Source organism: Alteromonas sp. P256, from assembly GCF_036864455.1.
GTDB lineage: Bacteria > Pseudomonadota > Gammaproteobacteria > Enterobacterales > Alteromonadaceae > Alteromonas.
The window spans coordinates 25,094-44,216 of the sequence record NZ_JAZETM010000005.1; the positions used below are offsets into that span (position 1 = coordinate 25,094).

General features: G+C 44.5%; 17 protein-coding genes and 1 tRNA gene. 12 read left to right on the forward strand and 6 right to left on the reverse strand.

Annotated elements, in window-relative coordinates:
- Nucleotides 1-57 precede the first annotated feature (57 nt).
- Together coaD and V7R39_RS09345 are read right to left on the reverse strand one after the other, a co-directional pair.
- The gene (gene coaD, locus V7R39_RS09340) at nucleotides 58-546 is read right to left on the reverse strand and encodes a pantetheine-phosphate adenylyltransferase (protein WP_334030256.1); all 489 of its coding nucleotides are present in this window, start codon (nucleotides 544-546) and stop codon (nucleotides 58-60) included.
- A 156-nt stretch (nucleotides 547-702) separates the two neighbouring features.
- Nucleotides 703-1,431 carry a 3-deoxy-D-manno-octulosonic acid kinase gene (locus V7R39_RS09345; RefSeq protein WP_334030258.1) on the reverse strand — a complete coding sequence of 243 codons (729 nt, stop codon included), beginning with the start codon at nucleotides 1,429-1,431 and terminating at the stop codon, nucleotides 703-705.
- Nucleotides 1,432-1,539: 108 nt separating this feature from the next.
- Here V7R39_RS09345 and V7R39_RS09350 point away from each other — a divergent pair, with 108 nt between their 5' ends.
- The 8 genes from V7R39_RS09350 (at nucleotide 1,540) to glpG (ending at nucleotide 10,610) form a co-directional block, all read left to right on the forward strand.
- Complete coding sequence (locus V7R39_RS09350) at nucleotides 1,540-2,544, forward strand: glycosyltransferase family 9 protein (protein ID WP_334030259.1); 1,005 nt, start codon at nucleotides 1,540-1,542, stop codon at nucleotides 2,542-2,544.
- Nucleotides 2,545-2,646: 102 nt separating this feature from the next.
- The gene (locus tag V7R39_RS09355) at nucleotides 2,647-3,117 is read left to right on the forward strand and encodes a hypothetical protein (protein ID WP_334030260.1); all 471 of its coding nucleotides are present in this window, start codon (nucleotides 2,647-2,649) and stop codon (nucleotides 3,115-3,117) included.
- Nucleotides 3,114-4,289, forward strand: a complete 1,176-nt coding sequence (locus V7R39_RS09360) for a hypothetical protein (protein WP_334030262.1) — start codon at nucleotides 3,114-3,116, stop codon at nucleotides 4,287-4,289. Before V7R39_RS09355 ends, V7R39_RS09360 begins: the two co-directional genes overlap by 4 nt.
- Before the next feature lie 8 nt (nucleotides 4,290-4,297).
- The gene (locus tag V7R39_RS09365) at nucleotides 4,298-6,790 is read left to right on the forward strand and encodes a putative bifunctional diguanylate cyclase/phosphodiesterase (RefSeq protein ID WP_334030263.1); all 2,493 of its coding nucleotides are present in this window, start codon (nucleotides 4,298-4,300) and stop codon (nucleotides 6,788-6,790) included.
- A gap of 141 nt (nucleotides 6,791-6,931) precedes the next feature.
- Complete coding sequence (locus V7R39_RS09370) at nucleotides 6,932-8,128, forward strand: glycine C-acetyltransferase (protein WP_334030265.1); 1,197 nt, start codon at nucleotides 6,932-6,934, stop codon at nucleotides 8,126-8,128.
- Complete coding sequence (gene tdh / locus V7R39_RS09375) at nucleotides 8,125-9,150, forward strand: L-threonine 3-dehydrogenase (protein WP_032094743.1); 1,026 nt, start codon at nucleotides 8,125-8,127, stop codon at nucleotides 9,148-9,150. The genes V7R39_RS09370 and tdh overlap by 4 nt, the downstream gene beginning before the upstream one ends.
- The gene (gene glpE, locus V7R39_RS09380) at nucleotides 9,150-9,461 is read left to right on the forward strand and encodes a thiosulfate sulfurtransferase GlpE (RefSeq protein ID WP_334030267.1); all 312 of its coding nucleotides are present in this window, start codon (nucleotides 9,150-9,152) and stop codon (nucleotides 9,459-9,461) included. The genes tdh and glpE overlap by 1 nt, the downstream gene beginning before the upstream one ends.
- Nucleotides 9,462-9,707: 246 nt before the next feature.
- Entirely contained in the window at nucleotides 9,708-10,610 is a 903-nt protein-coding gene (gene glpG / locus V7R39_RS09385) for a rhomboid family intramembrane serine protease GlpG (RefSeq protein ID WP_334030269.1), read from the forward strand.
- Between the two features lie 32 nt (nucleotides 10,611-10,642).
- Here glpG and V7R39_RS09390 read toward each other — a convergent pair whose 3' ends face one another.
- Nucleotides 10,643-11,059 carry a flagellar basal body-associated protein FliL gene (locus V7R39_RS09390; RefSeq protein WP_334030271.1) on the reverse strand — a complete coding sequence of 139 codons (417 nt, stop codon included), beginning with the start codon at nucleotides 11,057-11,059 and terminating at the stop codon, nucleotides 10,643-10,645.
- 483 nt (nucleotides 11,060-11,542) lie between these two features.
- Between V7R39_RS09390 and V7R39_RS09395 the strand changes: the two genes are divergently transcribed.
- On the forward strand, nucleotides 11,543-12,178 hold the full coding sequence (locus V7R39_RS09395) for a chorismate--pyruvate lyase family protein (protein ID WP_334030274.1): 636 nt from the start codon (nucleotides 11,543-11,545) through the stop codon (nucleotides 12,176-12,178).
- A complete protein-coding gene (ubiA, locus tag V7R39_RS09400; RefSeq protein ID WP_334030276.1) occupies nucleotides 12,175-13,035 on the forward strand; it encodes a 4-hydroxybenzoate octaprenyltransferase in 861 nt (286 codons plus the stop codon). Before V7R39_RS09395 ends, ubiA begins: the two co-directional genes overlap by 4 nt.
- Nucleotides 13,036-13,115: 80 nt before the next feature.
- Here the strand turns inward: ubiA and ubiK are convergent, their stop codons facing one another.
- Entirely contained in the window at nucleotides 13,116-13,367 is a 252-nt protein-coding gene (ubiK, locus tag V7R39_RS09405; RefSeq protein ID WP_334030277.1) for a ubiquinone biosynthesis accessory factor UbiK, read from the reverse strand.
- Nucleotides 13,368-13,486: 119 nt separating this feature from the next.
- Between ubiK and rep the strand changes: the two genes are divergently transcribed.
- Complete coding sequence (gene rep, locus V7R39_RS09410) at nucleotides 13,487-15,502, forward strand: DNA helicase Rep (RefSeq protein ID WP_334030279.1); 2,016 nt, start codon at nucleotides 13,487-13,489, stop codon at nucleotides 15,500-15,502.
- 32 nt (nucleotides 15,503-15,534) lie between these two features.
- Here the strand turns inward: rep and V7R39_RS09415 are convergent, their stop codons facing one another.
- A complete protein-coding gene (locus tag V7R39_RS09415) occupies nucleotides 15,535-18,135 on the reverse strand; it encodes a sensor domain-containing phosphodiesterase (RefSeq protein ID WP_334030281.1) in 2,601 nt (866 codons plus the stop codon).
- A gap of 104 nt (nucleotides 18,136-18,239) precedes the next feature.
- Nucleotides 18,240-18,647 carry a c-type cytochrome gene (locus V7R39_RS09420; protein ID WP_334030283.1) on the reverse strand — a complete coding sequence of 136 codons (408 nt, stop codon included), beginning with the start codon at nucleotides 18,645-18,647 and terminating at the stop codon, nucleotides 18,240-18,242.
- 246 nt (nucleotides 18,648-18,893) lie between these two features.
- Here V7R39_RS09420 and V7R39_RS09425 point away from each other — a divergent pair.
- Nucleotides 18,894-18,970, forward strand: a tRNA-Arg gene (locus tag V7R39_RS09425).
- Nucleotides 18,971-19,123: the final 153 nt, after the last annotated feature.

A 19,123-nucleotide genomic window follows, 5' to 3' on the forward strand; every position in this document is an offset into this window, starting at 1 on the left:
CGTCAGTCGCCAAACACTTCTAGTCTCTGTTGTCAGCAGACTCAAGCGTCAGTAGGATTATTTTTTCTTGCCTAATCGCTCTTGCAGGGCAGCCTCTACAACAGGGTGACAAAATTCGCTTACGGCACCGCGGTGAAGGGCAACTTCTTTTACTAACGTAGAAGAGATAAACGAATTTTCTTCAGCAGGGGTGAGAAAGACACTTTCTAATTTAGGATTGAGGCGTCTATTCATATTCGCCAGCTGAAATTCGTACTCAAAATCAGATACTGCCCGCAAGCCACGAATCAGTATGGTGGCATTTTGCTCATCAGCAAAATCTGCAAGTAGCCCAGTAAAACCCACCACTTCAACGTTAGGAAGGTCGGCGGTAACTTGCTTAATCATTTCCACACGCTCTTCTAACGTGAACAAAGGCTTCTTACTTGGATTTGATGCAATAGCTACAATCACGCGAGAAAATAATTGTGAAGCTCGTTCAATTAAGTCTGCGTGTCCGTTTGTAATCGGATCGAAAGTACCTGGATAAAGTGCTCTAGTATGCATGTTGTCGAATCTTTTTGGTTGTAGAGTAAGAGTAGAGTTAGGTTGTAGCGTAACTATTTGTAATATTAACGTTTCAATGTATCACAGTTGTATCAAAGTTAGGCGCTATTCCCATTGCTCTTATACTTGTCGTTATATTGGCCGCCATATATGTCGTTATGCTTTTCTTACTGTTGACGCATAGCCGTTAAGACAATGCTGCCATTCATCCATTGACCAATGAAAAATGGCGTTTTTTTCTTTTTCTTTTAGCAGTGAGCGCAGTAACCTATCGAGATTACCTGTTTTCCACTGGTGTCCTTGACGTTTGCGACAGCGGTCAAAATCAATGAGCCAAATTGCTTGCTTGTCGTCTATCATAACATTGCGAATATTGGCGTCGTGATGATGAACCTGACAGTTGTGCATAGCCGCAAATGCGCGCCCAACGGCGTGCCACTGACTTTCATTAAGTGGCTTATGACATAATACTCTGTGTAAGTCTTGGCTACCTGGTATTTTCTGTGTAATGAGATCGCCGCGATAAATCACTCCCCTGCGGTGAATACTAGCAGCAACCGGCACTGGGACATTCAGCCCTTCTTTACGCATTTCAGTAAGAAGCCTAAATTCTCTAAAAGGACGAGACGATTCGACTCCTAAGAACAAGTACTGATCGCTCAACAGCTTGCCAACTAAACCGCCGCGCTGGAAGTGTCGAAGTACCCAACGTTGCTGCTCATGTTCAATAAACAGCGTTGTTCCTCTTCCTTTTGCATGACCAGTAATTTTGTTTTGAAATTGCCAATGTTCATGGGTGAACATATCAATACTTGCTTCACCGATAATGGCGTCATCAAATAGAAAGTGGTGACCGGCACCTAAGTCTTGTCGTATTGTCGCCATGTTTCTCACAACTTATGGTAAATTTAATATTCTAACGGTTTATTAAAGTTTTTCAGCAACAGTTTTTCAGCAAAAAGAGAGCGCTAAGTGGGAAAGAAGATTTGTATAATGCGTTTATCTGCTATCGGCGACGTGTGTCATGCGGTTGCTATGGTCACTCGAATTCAAACTCAGTGGCCCGATGCCCACATAACCTGGGTGATAGGAAAAGTTGAGCATCAGCTCGTTAAACTAATGCCTAATATACGCTTTATCATTTTTGATAAAAAGCGCGGTAAAGCGGCAGTAAAAGACCTTGAAGAGGCGGTAAAAGGCGAGGTGTTTGATGCCTTACTCATGATGCAGGTGGCTTTGCGAGCAAATTTAGCGTCTCGCGTCATAAAAGCAAAGCAGCGTATAGGGTTTGATTGGGCTCGTAGTAAAGAGCTGCACTGGCTGTTTGCGAATAAACGCATATCGGCAAAACAGCATGCTCACGTACTCGATGGGTTCATGGCTTTTGCAGATGCATTAGGCGTTCCTAGTGTAGACAATCCTGCTTGGCGTATTCCCGTTTCCAATGAAGATAGCGAATGGGGGCTACATCAGGCAAAACATCTTGGCAAGTACGTTGTTATTGCCCCTGCCGCAAGTAAAGCTGAGCGAAATTGGTCGCCAGAACAATACGCGCGTATTGCCGAATATATTCAAAACAATAATGTGAACGTGATACTGTGCGGCGGCCCAGGAAGTTTAGACCGTGAAACTGCAAATGCAATAAAGCAAAAAGCAGGCATTCCCTTGCAAGATTTTACTGGGAAAACGTCGCTGCATCAGTTGCTTATGCTGCTTAAGCACGCCGCATTAGTTATTGCACCCGATACGGGGCCTGCACACATGGCAACGACTGTGAATACGCCAGTTGTGGGGCTCTACGCTCATTCAAATCCATTGCGAACTGGGCCTTATAATAATCTCAACGATGTCGCATCAGTTTACGATGAATGCATTAAAGAGCAAAAGGGCAAGGCGTGGCAAGAATTGCCTTGGGGTGTAAGAGCGAAAGGCGATAGCCTCATGCAAAGAATTTCTTTCGAGCAAGTAAAAGAAAAAGTGCATCCATATATCGCATAGCGTACTTTTTACTGGGTAAATTGTTCAGCTTTTATCTACACTGTACTTAAATAACTAAACAATGCATTATTCTTTTGTTTAAAAACAGGGAGCTGTTACTGAATGAAAATGCCCTCGATAAGGCGGTTCTTAGAGTCCTTATCTCAAATTTCTTATCGTACATTTCTTATTGTTGTGTCTCTTGTTGCGACATCATCTTTTTCATACGCCGGTGACTTGAAGGTTATGGCGCACGAGAGCGTATCCATATCCCAATTGAACCGCTCTGAACTTCGTCAAATTTTTACAGGTCACCGCCAGCACTGGCAAAACGGCAAAAAAATTACTGTTTTTGTATTACAAGATAACGACGAGTTACATAAGCAGTTTTGTCGAGACATATTGCAGATGTTCCCTTATCAGCTATCTCGCTTATGGGATCAGCTAACCTATTCAGGGCAAGGTGTTACGCCCGTAAGAGTGTCGTCTTACGAAGCTTTAATTGAAGCACTAGAGTCAACAGAGGGAGCTATCGGCTATGGTGATAAAGACGATATTGTTAAGCTGCGCCGTATTGAGGTAGAAGAAAAATGAAAGGATTAATCTATTTTTCGTTGTTAGTGAGCAGCTTCGCTGTTTTTTCAGCAGATTCGGATTTCGCATGGCATGGGTACGCCTCTCAGGGGATAACTCAGTCTAATAACAGTAGCTTTATAACAGATGGCGACGCTGTTACTGGTGAGCTTACCGAAATCGGTATTAACGGGCTTTATCGTTTGTCTGAAAATTTATCTATTGCGGGGCAAGTAAATTACCTGGATGGCGGGAACAGGTTTGAGCAAGGTGCGCGCCTTGATTACTTATTTGTTGACTGGAAACTCCCTAATTTAGGAAATGGGTGGCAAGCTCATATTCACGCCGGGCGGTTTAAAAACAGACATTGGCTTTACTCTGTCACCCGTGATGTACCACAAACGCGCTACACCGCAGTATTGCCTCAATCTGTTTATTTTGATGGTTTTCGCGATGTGGCGCTTGGCAGCAACGGCGTATTGACCAGTTTTACCCACTATGGGCAAAGCAATATTTGGGAATTGAACTGGAGTTACGGGCGCTCGAACATCAATTCGTCACAACGAGATTTTTTATTGGGTGAAGAGGCGAACGGCGAGGCGAAGCAAGATTTTGTTCACCAAGCGAGTGTATTTTGGCAGCCAGCTTCTATGGCCTGGAAAGTTGGCGTTAGTTGGCTCAACTCTGACTTTAGCTATATCCCATCACAACAAGATAATCGTCTGGCTGGCGAGGCTAATGTAGAGCGCTTTATGCTTTCAACACAATATTTTGCTGAGCATTGGGAAGTATCTATGGAGCTGCTTTCAGAATCCCAGCACAGTAGGGGCTTGTTTGCGCCAGATTTTAACGAGAAGCGTCGTGGTGATGGTGGCTTTGTTCAGTTTAGGTATTTGTTTAATAGTCAGTTCAGCGGGCTAATAGGTTACGACACCTACGTCAATGATGTTAACGACAGAGACGGAAAGCGTCTTGAGCAGTTATCTAACGGTACCGTACCTGCGTACTTTGGTTACCAAGACACTACCACCTTGGGCTTGCGTTGGGACATTGCGCCTAAGTGGCGTTTGCAAGGCGAATACCATTGGGTTGAAGGAGCGACGCGAGTAGTGAGTTTGCTCGACCGAAATGTGGCGGATCAAGCGGATAAAAACTGGCAGATGTGGTCGCTACAACTAATGTACTGGTGGTAAAAAACAACATGAAGGTGCAAGTATCATTTACCACTAAAACGATCGCTATATTAATGGCGATGGTGTTGACCGTCACCATAGTGATCTCGGTGGTGCTGATACAAGAGTCGGAAGCGAGTGTACTTTTACAGCAAAGAGAAAACCAGATAAGTCATCAGCGGCGTATTCGGCTTTTCGAAGAAGTGCTGCATAACCGCATGATAAATCTTATTGATATTGTAAGTCAGCAGCGGGATTTACAAAGTAAAAACCTTGATGAGCTTCAACGTACACTTCAAAACCTTTCAGAATACTTTACCCTTAATTTTCAAGTAGAAGAGCTTTTGTTGTTTGATGAGTCTGGTGTAGTGGGCACCAACAATAGCTATTCTCGTGAAGCAGTCACCCAATTAGTGAGCTCTACCCGAGCCAACTTCGAAAGCCGTTCAACGATTGTTTGCGACAAAGTTTGTACTCACTATATGTCTATTCCCATTATGAGCGGCAGCGATATCGTACCTGTTGTCGTGGTGTCTACCTCAATGCGCGAGTTGCTTTATCTATTTAACCGCGCAGCGGGAGTACACAAGGTTGCGATTGTGCAAATTACGCAATCATTACCAACCGGGCTATTAACGCCGAGTAATACCGAAAATACTGAAAATTTGGGGCCGCCATCCATAACACTATCCAGTCAGTTATCTGCAGCAAATCGAGAATATCTACAGCAGGTTTTTACTGGGCTACCTGCTGACTGGTCGGTGAATCGCTTAGTCACAAGGGGCAGTAACATAACCCTTAACAAAGAGCAGCTGCTTGTTAGTTTGCTACCATTTTCAAAGGGAAACACTAATCGTCCTTACCTGTTGCTTGTTCAGGATGTCACTGCAGCCGTTCAGCAGGCTAATCAATATCAAGCCATCGTTGTTGGCTCGGCCGTTATTCTGTTTGTTATTTTTTCAATATTGCTTTACCTATTTTTGAATGGATACAACCAGCGCTTGTTGTCTATCAGCGAGCGGCTCCCTATGTTAGCAGAGCACAAATTTACTGAGTTTCATGCAAACGCCGCTAAGCAGCGAAAGGCGTCGAGCGTAAAGCTAATAGATGAATTAGACGTCGTAGAAAGCGCGGCAAATAATTTGGCAAAGCAGCTTGAAGACTTCGATGGTCAAATGGCAATTAATACCGCCAAGCTAGAAAAAATGGCGATGTTCGATGTGCTCACCGGCTTGCCCAATCGAAACATGCTGACGTTTCAAATTGAAAAGCAGTTAGCCCGTTCATTTCGCGATGAAAAGCTCGTTGCACTTATGTTCATGGACCTCGATGACTTTAAAAAAGTGAACGATAGCCACGGTCACGACGTAGGTGATGCGCTATTGAGAGCTGCGGCCATGCGAATATCACGGCCTATTCGGGAAACTGATATTGCCTCTCGCTTTGGTGGTGATGAGTTTGTGGTATTGCTTTCAGACATTGATAACCGCTCTCAGGTCGACCTTATTGCTAATAAATTGCTCAATGAATTTGCCGAGCCTATTGTTATAAACGGTCAGAAATTCTATATCTCTGTGAGCATAGGTATTGCCATTACAAGCCATGCTCAAGCCACACCCGTTGAGCTATTGCGGCACGCTGATATTGCAATGTATGCAGCAAAGTCAAAGCAAGGTGCAGCCTATCGCGTGTATGAAGCGAAAATGAATTTAGCGGTAATGCAAAAAGTGGAGCTAGAATCTGAGGCCCGCGAAGCACTGAGAGGCAATCAGTTTAGTCTTGCCTTGCAACCACAAATAGAAATGCATACGGGGAAACTCATTGGCTTTGAGGCGCTGCTTCGCTGGTTCCATCCAACCAAAGGTGCCATTTCGCCTGTCGATTTCATACCGCTATTAGAAAATACCTCTTTTATGCTTGAGTTAGACTACTGGGTTATTGCTAGAGCTTGCTCTCTTACTCAAGAGCTGGGTCATAGCGGTTATCGCAATATGAAACTGGCCATTAATGTGTCGGCAGGGCAATTTATAGACCCAAGTTTACCCGACTATCTACAGCAGCAGATACAGCGCAATGAACTGGCGCCTGAGCAGATATGTTTAGAGCTTACAGAAACGGTGTTAGTCTCTGATATCAAAAGAGCCCGCGCTATTATGAACACTATTCATGAGATGGGGTGCATGTTGGCTATTGATGACTTTGGCACCGGTTATTCTTCACTGAGTTATCTCAAATCTTTGCCAGCAGATTTTATTAAAATCGATCGCTCTTTTGTTTCAAATATTACCGACGATGCCGATGATAGAAATATTGTGAACTCCACAGTATCTATGGTGCGTAACATGGGAATGCAGGTGGTTGCCGAGGGTATAGAGACGCAGGCGCAATACGATTTACTGTGCCAATTTGACTGCGACTATGGGCAAGGCTATATGATAAGTAAACCTATTCCAGAGCAACATATTTGGCGCGTACTGAGCACAAATGTTGAAAATGGTTATTGGAAACCACCTCAAGCGTAACGACTAACAGCTAGCGTATATGGCAAGGTGTGCTAAATAATTTACACACTTCATCGGCTTTCCTATCAAATAGAACGTATCACTGTATATTCATCCTAAGGCTTTTACTAAAATACCCTTTTACGAATTTCGGAGAACGGCATGTCAGCGGCATTTATTTCCCATTTGCAATCGCAAATTGAAGCCACCAAACAAGATGGTTTGTATAAAAAAGAACGCGTAATCACATCTCAGCAGCAAGCTGATATCGATGTGGCTAACGGTGACCATGTCGTCAACTTCTGCGCCAACAACTATCTTGGTTTAGCAAATAATGAAAGCCTGATTCAGGCCGCTAAGGACGGTCTGGACTCTCACGGGTTCGGCGTAGCTTCCGTACGGTTTATTTGCGGCACGCAGGATATTCACAAGCAGCTTGAAACGTCTATCAGCGAATTCTTAGGCACAGAAGATACCATTCTTTATCCGTCTTGTTTTGACGCAAACGGTGGGTTGTTTGAAACCATTCTTGGTCCAGAAGATGCCATTATTTCAGATGCCCTTAATCATGCGAGCATCATTGATGGCGTTCGCTTGAGCAAAGCAAGACGTTACCGCTATGCAAATAACGATATGGCAGCATTAGAAGAGCAGCTCATTAAGGCAAACGAAGAGGGCGCACGCTTTAAAGTTATTGCTACCGATGGCGTATTTTCTATGGACGGTGTTATTGCCGATTTAGCCTCTATCTGCGACCTCGCAGATAAATACGATGCCATGGTAATGATTGACGATTGCCATGCTACCGGTTTTCTTGGTGAAAATGGTCGCGGAAGTCACGAATATTGTGGCGTTCTAGACCGCGTAGATATTATTACCGGTACACTGGGCAAAGCACTTGGTGGGGCATCAGGTGGTTACACGTCGGGTAAAAAAGAAGTGGTTGAGTGGTTGCGTCAGCGTTCACGCCCTTACTTGTTTTCAAACTCGGTAGCGCCTCCTATTGTGGCAGCGTCGCTTAAAGTATTTGAAATGATGAAAGAGGGCGATGAACTGCGAGCTAAACTATGGCGCAACGCAGAACATTTCCGCAGTCGTATGGAAGATGCTGGCTTTACGCTATCAGGTAAAGACCACGCTATCATCCCGGTTATGCTTGGCGATGCGCGTTTAGCGAGTGACATGGCAGACAAGCTGTTAGAGAAAGGTATTTACGTTATTGGATTCTCTTACCCCGTGGTACCAAAGGGGCAGGCGCGAATTCGCACCCAAATGTCTGCGGGGCACTCTATTGAGCATGTAGACAAAGCCATTGATGCGTTCATTGAAATTGGCCGCGAAATGGGAGTGATTTCATGAAGTCATTGGTAAAAGCGAAAGCCGAGCGCGGCATTTGGTTAGAAGACTCGCCAAAGCCCGAGGTGGGACACAACGACCTGTTAATAAAAATTCGCAAAACCGCTATTTGCGGCACCGATATGCATATTTACAACTGGGACGAATGGTCACAAAACACTATCCCCGTGCCTATGGTTGTGGGTCATGAATATGTGGGTGAAGTGGTTGGAATGGGTCAAGAAGTTAAGGGCTTCGAAATAGGCGACAGAGTCTCTGGTGAAGGTCATATTACCTGTGGTCATTGCCGTAACTGCAGAGCGGGGCGCAGACACCTTTGTCGCAACACCGAAGGGGTAGGCGTTAATCGCCCTGGCGCCTTTGCTGAGTTTCTCGTTATTCCCGCTTTTAACGCGTTTAAGATACCTCATAATATCAGCGATGAACTTGCGTCAATTTTCGACCCGTTCGGCAATGCCGTGCACACCGCGCTCAGTTTTGACCTTGTTGGTGAAGACGTGCTGATTACCGGCGCGGGACCCATTGGTATTATGGCAGCAGCGGTTGCAAAGCACGTGGGCGCACGTCACGTTGTGATTACAGACATCAATCCATATCGCCTAGCCCTTGCTGAAAAAATGGGCGCTACTCGCGCTGTCGATGTGTCTAAAGAAGACCTGAAAGATGTAATGAACGACTTAGGGATGACAGAAGGCTTTGATGTGGGGCTCGAAATGTCGGGCGTGCCCGTTGCGCTTCGCGATATGCTAAATAAAATGAATCACGGCGGTAAGGTTGCCATGCTAGGTATTCCACCTAGTGATGTGGCTATCGATTGGAACCAGGTTATCTTCAAAGGACTCGTGATAAAAGGCATTTACGGTCGCGAAATGTTTGAAACCTGGTACAAAATGGCAAGCCTGCTACAAAGCGGTTTAGACCTTACCCCAATCATTACTCATACTTATAGCGTAGATGACTTTCAGAAAGGGTTTGATACCATGGGGTCAGGGCAATCAGGTAAAGTTATTTTGGACTGGCAATAATGAGTACATTTTCTCATATCAGCGTGCAAGACGTTGCTAATTTTTCGGGTACGGTATCTATTGTTGATATTCGCGATCCACAATCTTACGCGAACGGACACATGCCTAACGCAGCGCCGCTGAACAATGACAATTTCGCTACGTTTGTAGAGCAAACGCCAAAAGACACGCCTGTTGTTGTGGTGTGTTATCACGGTGTAAGCAGTCAGCAAGCTGCGCAAGTTATCGCACAGCAAGGTTTTGAAACGGTATACAGTATGGATGGGGGCTTTGAGGCCTGGCGTTTAGCTAACCCAGTAGAAACCGAGTAAACACGCCCTTGTTAGAAGCTTAATGAAGGTGCTCATTTCAACACGCCTTAGGGTGTGATGAGATGAGCACCTTTATTTTTATCCTTTCCCTGATAACGCTTTATCAATACACTTGTTCAATAGATAGACTTGTCGAGTCAGTAGGCCGGTTTTTCGTGTTATTCTCCTTTTTACACCCATGTTCATTGTATTCATATTTATTAGATTCGGTATTTCGAGTCATGTGTTTTGGAGCTACCTCAGCCTATGGGCCAACCATTAATCGCGTTCAATCAGCAAAGTGCTGCGCACCTTCTCGCCAATTATCTCAATAGCCAAGGGGTTACTGCTTCTGTTAAACAACAGGCTTCATCACAGCAGTCTGCATCGTCAGAGTTTATTGTATTTATTGATGATGCTGAGCACACCGCGCAAGCAGAGCTTATAGCTAAAGACTTTATTGCAAACCCAGGTCACCCAAAATATCAACAGGCGGCATGGGATAATGGTCAAAATGTTCAGCTAGCAGCATCGCCCAGCGGGTTTTCCGTTAAACACATCGCCGCAAATGCTATTTCAGCGCCATTTACGTCTTTGGTGTTTATTTTGTGCTTATTGGTATACGGCTTATCTTTGCTAGGACTATTTGCGCCTATTGCACAACATTTGCTGATGCAGCCTTTTGGCCTGCTGGCAGAAAATCATCAGTGGTGGCGGCTATTAGGGCCAGCGTTCATACATTTCAATGCGTTGCACATTGTGTTTAATTTATTGTGGTGGAGTATGCTTGGCGCCAAAATAGAGCGTACTTTTGGTATTACTATGCTTATTATTGTTTTTATCGTGTCAGCGGTGGTATCTAATGCGGCTCAGGCGCTATTTAGCGAGCCAGTGCAGGCTAACCTATTTCTATTTGGCGGCCTTTCTGGTGTTGTATATGCCGTTATGGGGTTTGTGTGGTGGCTAGGTTGGTTGCGCCCAAGTTGGGGAGTATCGTTACCCAATTCTATTGTCGGCTTCATGTTGGTGTGGCTAGTACTTGGCTTTGCGGACACATTCTTTGCTAACGTATTGGGGGTAAACATGGCAAACGCAGCGCATACGGCGGGCTTGATCACCGGATGCTTATTGGCTTCGATGCTCAGCTTAGGCTCTAAAAAGCCTGATTGAATGGGGCTAGCATGCAATCGCTTTTGTATAGATTAGTCGCCTTGATATAGATACTTGGTAAATATCACGTTTTTGATCACTTCGCCGCCAGTCTCTTCCTTCATGTGCTCTTTTAATGCTTTTAAAAGCGCTAATCGAATGTCTTCACGGCCCGTAAGAGACTTTACTTTTTCTGCGGGCTGTTGACCAAATATTTCGATAGCTGTAGAGCGTAAAAGCGGCATGTGATGCTCCGCAATTTCCAGCTGCTCTATGTCGTATACCATGAGTTCAACCTGTACACGAACATAACCAAGCTTACGCGCACTGTCGCTAATGTAGTTAGTGACGATTTCTGGCTCTAAGCCAATATAGGCAAAGTTGGCTTTCTCCTGTGCTTGAGCGCTAAACGAAGCGCTCAGTAAAAGCGCAGTTATTGCTAAACAATGTAAAAATAAAGACTTAAGCATGGTAAGAACCGAAAAAAGGATAAATTAAAATCAGCCTTATTGTAGCAAAGCTGAAGTTAAACGCACTACTGCAAAAGTAGTACGCATCTTAATAAACCTGAATCCTGTTTAAGAAACGGCGCTCAGCACCACTAGAAACGCGAATTACTGCGTTGCAAAAGTAAGCAATAGAACAACTATTACGTGACTTGTGTGCCTTGCACTTCGCATTTCTAGCAGTACTGAGTTTGAAATTTTAATTTATATTTTATACAACAAATGCTTGCACCATTCTTTAAACAGGATTCAGGTTAATAAGCACAAAATGTCTGCCAAAGGCTTACAATCAAAGTGATGGAGATATAGAGTTTAGCTTTTCCTGCAGACTACAGCGCAAAAATAAATGTTATGATGCTGCCAGTTCAGTCGCAGTGTGCATAGCACTAGCAGTGTGTATTTTGTAGTGGTTCTTGTAAATGAGTCTTTGTAAATGGGTGTTTTAAAGTGAGTCTTACCGCCAACTTTCCCGTGGGGCTTGCCGTTGATTGGCTTCCCTTAGCAGAAGCAAACATACCTGAAGCAACGTTAAAAGACTGGTTGCTCGACACTGGCTCTCTCACCGAAAGGGTGCAATCGGCTTGCGGTGAATTTTCGCTCCAACTGTTAGGCCAGCAAACGTTAGAGCCACACAGCACCGAGTTATCCTTATTACAAGCGAACGGCCACACAACCTATCAAGTACGAGAGATTGTATTGTGTGGTGATGAACGGCCTTGGGTCTTCGCTCGCTCAGTCATTCCTCAAGCTGTGATAGAAGCAGAGCTAGCTAACTTGGGCAATGAGCCATTAGGCAAACGATTGTTCAACGACAAGCGGTTTATACGCTCTGAGTTTCAAGTGTGTACGCTACCTTATGAGCAGTTTTCTCAGCATCTCGCTGAACAATCAGACGTGCAATCAGACGTGCAATCAAACTCGCAGTTAAAGAACGATACAAAGCAAAACTTATGGGGTAGGCGGTCTGTGTTTACCTTTGAGTCGCATCATTTGATTGTTGCAGAAGTGTTCCTTCCTGGCTCTCCGGCCTACGCGCAAAATGAAGGGCAGAAACAAGTGATAAAAAGAGAAACGAGAGTATGACACAGCCTTACTTGGGCGCTTATGCCCGCCTAATGCGCTTAGACAAACCCATCGGGTTTTACCTTTTACTGTGGCCTACATTATGGGCACTGCTTATTGCCTCACAAGGAATGCCTGCGCTTGATATTGCCGTTATTTTTATCGCTGGCGTGATTGTGATGCGCTGTGCAGGATGCGTTATTAACGACTATGCCGATAGAAAAGTAGATGGCAATGTTAAACGTACGGCAGGGAGGCCGCTTGCAACTGGTGAGGTCACTGCTAAGCAAGCATTACAGCTGTTTGTGCTATTAATAGGCATTGCGTTTGTGCTCGTGTTATTTCTCAATTGGCAGACTATCGCACTGTCGGTTGTGGCGTTGCTGCTAGCTGCATCGTATCCCTTTATGAAACGCTACACGCACTTGCCTCAGATAGTACTTGGTGCTGCATTTGGCTGGGCTATTCCAATGGCGTTTATGGCGGTGTTAGAAACTGTACCCGCTTATGGCTGGTGGTTATTTATCGCAAATCTTACCTGGACAGTGGCCTACGACACTATGTACGCCATGGTCGATAGAGATGACGACCTTAAGATTGGCGTAAAGTCTTCCGCCATATTGTTCGGTCAGTACGATGTAATGATTGTGATGGCGCTGCAGGTTTTTACACTGGTGACTTTATGGTGTGTTGGCTTAACCATCGAGGCGGCCTGGCCTTATTTTGTAGCGGTGTTATTTGCAGCGCTTCTGTGTGTTAGGCAGTATCAACTTATTAAGCGAAAACAACGAGAAGGCTGCTTTACCGCGTTTTTAGAAAACCATTTAGTGGGCTTATCAATTACACTAGGGTTGGCAGTAAACTACCTGCTTTTCTAGCAGCGTATGTAAGCGATAACAAGACATAAAAAGGCACATAAAAGTGCCTAGTTTTGAGGTGGAGCTATTTTTCGCCTCGGCTATTTATCAGCAAGCTTGGCTTCAAGCTCGGCAATACGAGCTTCCATCGCCTCTAGTTTTTCACGAGTTCTAATCAGTACCTGGCTTTGAATATCAAACTCTTCACGAGTTACCAAGTCGAGTTTAGTAAGCTGAGACTGCAACACAGTTTTAACTCGTGTTTCTGCGCCTTCGGCCATATTTTTTACGCCCGGTGGAACGGCATCAGCAATCTGTTTAGCCAAATCTTCGAGTTTTTTCGGATCCAACATGGATTTCCCTTATAATACGCAGCTCAAATAGTGTCACTATTCTATCGGTATCGACACGACATGCAATCAAAACTGTGAACTATGCATGTACTGCCTGTTAACCCTGTTTTAGGAAAAAAATGAAACTCAATGAAGCTCAAGAGTCTGCCGTTACTTTCGTATCGGGCCCATGCTTAGTATTAGCCGGCGCAGGCAGTGGTAAAACTCGTGTAATCACCAACAAGATAGCTCATTTAGTTAGAAACTGTGACATGCCTGCTCGCTATATCGCAGCGGTAACCTTTACCAATAAAGCAGCTCGAGAGATGAAGGAGCGGGTGGCGCAAACCCTAGGCAAGCCAGAGGCGCGAGGGCTTAAGGTTTCCACGTTTCACACCCTTGGTCTAAATATTATTAAATCTCACGTGAAAGACTTAGGGCTAAAGCCAGGCTTTTCCCTGTTTGATGACAAAGACTCTCTGTCTCTTCTAACCGACCTCACCGCCGACACCTTAGACGGTGATAAAGACCAGTTGAAGTTACTGCAAAGCTGTATTTCAAATTGGAAAAACGATTTGGTGCTGCCCGATGCCTTATTAAAGCAAGCTCAGAGCACTGGCGAGCAAGAATTTGCAGAGGCTTATAGACGCTACCAAGACAATTTAAAAGCCTATAATGCCTTAGATTTCGACGACCTTATTTTATTGCCTACGCTGCTGTTAAAAACAAATGAGGAGGTTCGAGCTAAGTGGCAAAGCAAAATACGTTACTTACTGGTTGATGAGTATCAAGATACCAATACCAGTCAGTACGAATTGGTGAAGCTACTTGTTGGCGAACGCTCTCGTTTTACTGTGGTAGGCGATGACGACCAGTCTATCTATTCTTGGCGTGGGGCCAAACCACAAAACCTGAATTTATTGCAAAAAGACTTTCCGCGTTTAAACGTTATTAAGCTGCAGCAAAACTATCGCTCTTCGGGGCGTATACTGCATTGCGCGAATATCTTAATTCAGAACAACCCCCATTTATTCGATAAAACCCTGTTTTCAGAACTTCACTACGGTGAAACATTAAAAGTTATTGAAGCCAAAAACGAAGAACATGAAGCTGAGCGTGTTATAGCAGAGCTATTAGCCCATAAATTCATGAACCGAACCAAGTTCAAAGATTACGCGATATTATACCGTGGTAACCACCAAAGTCGTTTGTTCGAAAAGCTACTAATGAGCAACCGCATTCCTTACAAAATAAGCGGGGGCATGTCGTTCTTTGGGCGCACCGAAGTGAAAGACATCATGGCATACTTGAGGCTGTTGGTGAATCAAGACGATGACAATGCACTGCTACGTATTATCAACACTCCGAGCCGTGGTATTGGTCGAGCCACACTGGAAAAACTGGGCAATTTTGCAAATAGCCTGGGTGTGTCCATGTTTGAGGCTGCAACACACAGCAACCTAAACAGCGTATTGCCCGATAAAGCGTTTCATTCAGTGTCTGGTTTTGCCCGATGGGTCGTAGAGCTATCTGATAATGCAGAGCGCGGCAATACGGCAGATGCAGTAAGAAGCATGATCCGTACAATGGGTTATGAAGAGTGGCTATACGAGTCAAGCGCAAGCCCTAAAGCTGCTGAAATGGCAATGGCCAATGTAAGTACACTTTTTGGCTGGGTTACCGATATGCTTGAGGGTAACGACCTTGATGCTCCGATGACCCTCACCGAGGTAGTAAATCGTCTCATACTTCGCGATATGATGGAGCGTGGCGAAGAAGATGGTGAAAGCGACCAAGTACAGCTTATGACGCTGCACGCCTCAAAAGGACTAGAGTTTCCTATTGTGTTTCTTGTGGGAATGGAAGAGGGGTTGTTACCCCATCAAAGCAGTGTAGATGAAGACAATGTAGAAGAAGAGCGACGTTTAGCTTACGTAGGCATAACGCGGGCGCAACGAGAGTTAATATTTAGTTTAGCGAAGGAGCGCAGGCAATTTGGTGAGGTGATTCAGCCAGAGCCCAGCCGGTTCTTGTTCGAACTGCCGCCAGACGATATTCAATGGGAAAATCAAAAACCCAAGGCGTCTAAAGAAGAGCGTCAACAAAAGGCTCAGGTGGGTATTGCAAATCTAAGAGATATTCTGGGCAAAAAATAGTGCAATGTGAGCGCTTACTTACTACATGGCGCTCATTCAGTTGATTTAGTCATATTTAAAACAACGGCGCGCTGCAGTGTTTTACCTTGACCATATACACATTCAATATCGTTTAGTGCACTAAGCTGAGCGGGCGAATCTACGCCTTCTGCAATCACATTAAACTTCAAGTGCTCTGAAATTAACATAACCGACTGAATAAGCTTAAGGTTACGCTGAGACCTTGGTAACGATTTCACGAATCTATGGTCAATCTTAATAAAGTCGAAGGGGTAGGCAAAAAGGTAGCTTAGCGAGGCTAAACCACTACCAAAGTTATCGAGCACTAGTGTTACGCCAGCGCGTTTTAACTTTTTAATTGCCGGCAGTATAAACTGCGAGCGACGATTCAAATCATTCTCATCGAACTCAAACACTAATCGATTTGCTTTAATGCCCGAGTCAGCAATAACCTCGGTCATTTGGTTAACCATTGAAGGTTGTAGCAAATGATTAATAGATACATTAACGGCAATGCGCTCAATCGCTTCCTCGGTGCCTTCAAAGCGCTTTATTAGCTCACATGCTTTAGCTAACTGGAAGAGATCTAAATCGATAGTTAATCCACTATGATCTGCTACTTGTCTAAATTGCTCTCTCGCAATTTTACCGTAAGTAGGGTGCGACCAGCGAACGTACATTTCCTTATACAAAATGCTGTTGTCGATAAGATTGATGACGGGTTGCAAGAAAAAATCAAACTCTTCGTCTCTAAGAGCGCGTCTAAATTCGTTTTCAAGCTCAAGCTCTTCAATTAAGCGTTCACGCATGCTCTTATCGAACATAACAAAGCGTCCGCGGCCAAGTGTTTTAGCTTGGTACATAGCGGCATCGGCGTCGCGCAGTACTTCATCAGCACTATTGTAATAGCGCTCAAGATGAGCAATACCAATACTCGCACCGGAATACATTTCACGGCCATCAAGTAGGAAAGGCTCTGATATTGAAGAGATAATACGACTGGCTACTTCTTCAACATCTGCGTTGTCATCAAAGTTATCGAGTAGCACAACAAACTCATCGCCGCCTAATCGAGCCAGTAAATCGTGGCCTCGAATACACAGTGCAATGCGCTTAGAAACTTCAATTAAAAATTCATCGCCAGCATGGTGACCCAGGGTATCGTTAATCACTTTAAAGCGGTCTAGGTCGATAAACAAAACGGCAAACATATTTTCGCTGTAACGCTGTTTGCTAGCTACCGCAAGTTCTAGACGACTGGTAAACATTGCTCGATTTGGCAAATCGGTTAGCGAGTCGTGGTGGGCATCGTGAATGAGCTTTAACTCAATCTCTTTACGTTCATCTATTTGTTGCTGTAAAAACGAGTTGGCGCGATTAAGCTCTGCGGTGCGCTCCTTCACCCGTTCTTCAAGTTGCATATTGTACTGCTGAATGGCTTCCGTATTACTTTTGCGCTCCATAGCCACCGCAATATGATGGGATACAAAGCGTAAAAGCTCTTGATCACGAGCGGTGTACTTGGCGTGCTTTCCATAGGTTTGAACAGCAATAACACCCGCTATGTCGCCATCTACAACAAGTGGAGAGCCTAACCACGAGTTCGCACTTTTCAACATTTTTTGTGCCACAGTCACATCAAGCTCGCCACTTTCAGCTAGCTGCAGCACCCGGGGTGGGTTAATTAGCTCTGCCTGTCCGGTGCGAAGCACAAACTCTGTTAATCCAAAACTTAGCGGTCTTGGGTCAATGGTTTCTTGCTCTATGTCACTAAAATACGGGAATTCAAGCTTATTTTGAGACTTATCCACAATCGCAATATAGCAGTTTGGAGCGCTTATCAGCCTTGCAAGAATCTCATGTAAACTTGAATAAAACGCGTTCATGTCGCCTTCAAGATTAGCGGCAAGCTCGGATATTTCGAACAGTGCTTGCTGAAGCGACTCTACTTTTTGGCGTTCAAGAATTTCTTCCTGTAAATCGTCGTTAGTTCGTCTCAGCTGACGCGTTCTATCACGAATAGTGCGTTCGGTAAGCTCACGATTTTTAACACGGTCAACAGTGGTAACAATGTGCTGTGATACAAATAGCAGTACTTCTAAGTCTTCTTGCGTGTAGTGCACACCTTCATCGTAAGTCTGTACAACCATAGCCCCAATAACCTGGCTGCCGCGCTTAAGCGGAACGCCGCATAACTCATAAGGGGGGGAGCCGACAAGCTTAAAGCCAAGCTCTTCAGCAAACTTGTGTTCTTCGTCACGCTTGTAAAAAAGATGATTACCCGACTTAAGAATATAACCGGTCATGCCGTCCATTAGCGATTCAGCAGGAAGTTGGCGTACGGTCTGCTCGTCAAATTCATCAACGAAATAGGAAAAATCGACAATGTTGCTTTCAGGGTCGTAAAAAGCGACGTAAAAGTTGTCGGCATTCATAAAATCGCCAATGATTTCATGAATAGATGTGTAGAGGTGGTTTAGATTACTAACTGAACTGGCGAGCTCGGAAATATCGAAAAGCGCTTTCTGAACACGTTCAGCACGCTTGTACTTATCTGTAAGCTGTTGAAGCTGCGGTATAAGTTCCCGCAGCTCCTCTTCAGACAGCTCAGATTGTGTCGAATTTGATGACATTCCACTCGCCAATAAAAAACTTTCATTTTATGTAGCGGAATAACTTACCTCATCCACCGAAAAAACGCTAATTTTTCAAACAACTTAAACTATCAACTATTAGTTTAAATACCTTCAATCATGTATTCGATTGCGGCTTTAATATCGTCTTCTGAACAGTTGCCACACGTACCCATAGGAGGCATAGCGTTGATGCCGTTTATAGCATTTTGCCAAACGCCGTCGAGACCGCGGTCGTCTAGGCGAGGTTGCCAATCAGCGGCTACCTGAAATTTAGGAGCACCAAGCACACCTGCACTGTGGCAAGCTACGCATGCAGAGTTGTAAATATCTTCACCAGATTTTGCTCCGCCCGCGGCGGCAGTGTTGCCTTCAGCGGCAGCGCCTGCAACATGTACTCTGCCAAGTGGCTTAATACGCTCTGCAATTTCATCGTTACTCATTTCTTGCGCTTGCGCTGCAAAAATAGTTAGCGCCGTAGCAGCAACAGTTAACCAAGTCTTTAATTTCACATCTGTCTCCAGGCAATGATGAATTTGTTTAAAATATAACTGGCCAGATTATAACGGTAAATGGCGGCTGAACAACTATTAGAATCCAATTACCTATAAAAAGTAAGGATTTTTAACAATCGAACATCAATTAAATAGAAAGAAAAGAACAAACTAGTTGATGCCTGCCTATGGCCTAAGTATCATTACGGCGCGTTTGCTAATGTGTTTATTAACATTCATTAATTTCTGCAAACTTCATTTATAGCACCTGTAGCTCAGCTGGATAGAGTGTCGGCCTCCGAAGCCGAAGGTCGCGCGTTCGAATCGCGCCAGGTGCGCCATCCTCCCATACTCAATACCATCACTATCCAATCAACACACGCTTTTACATACGTTCAGCTATCAAATTTACAATATTAAAATTTTTTGTTATGTTATAACATTGTTTCGGGCGTTATATGAGTGGTCTGCGTTACCGGGCTATTTAATTTTGG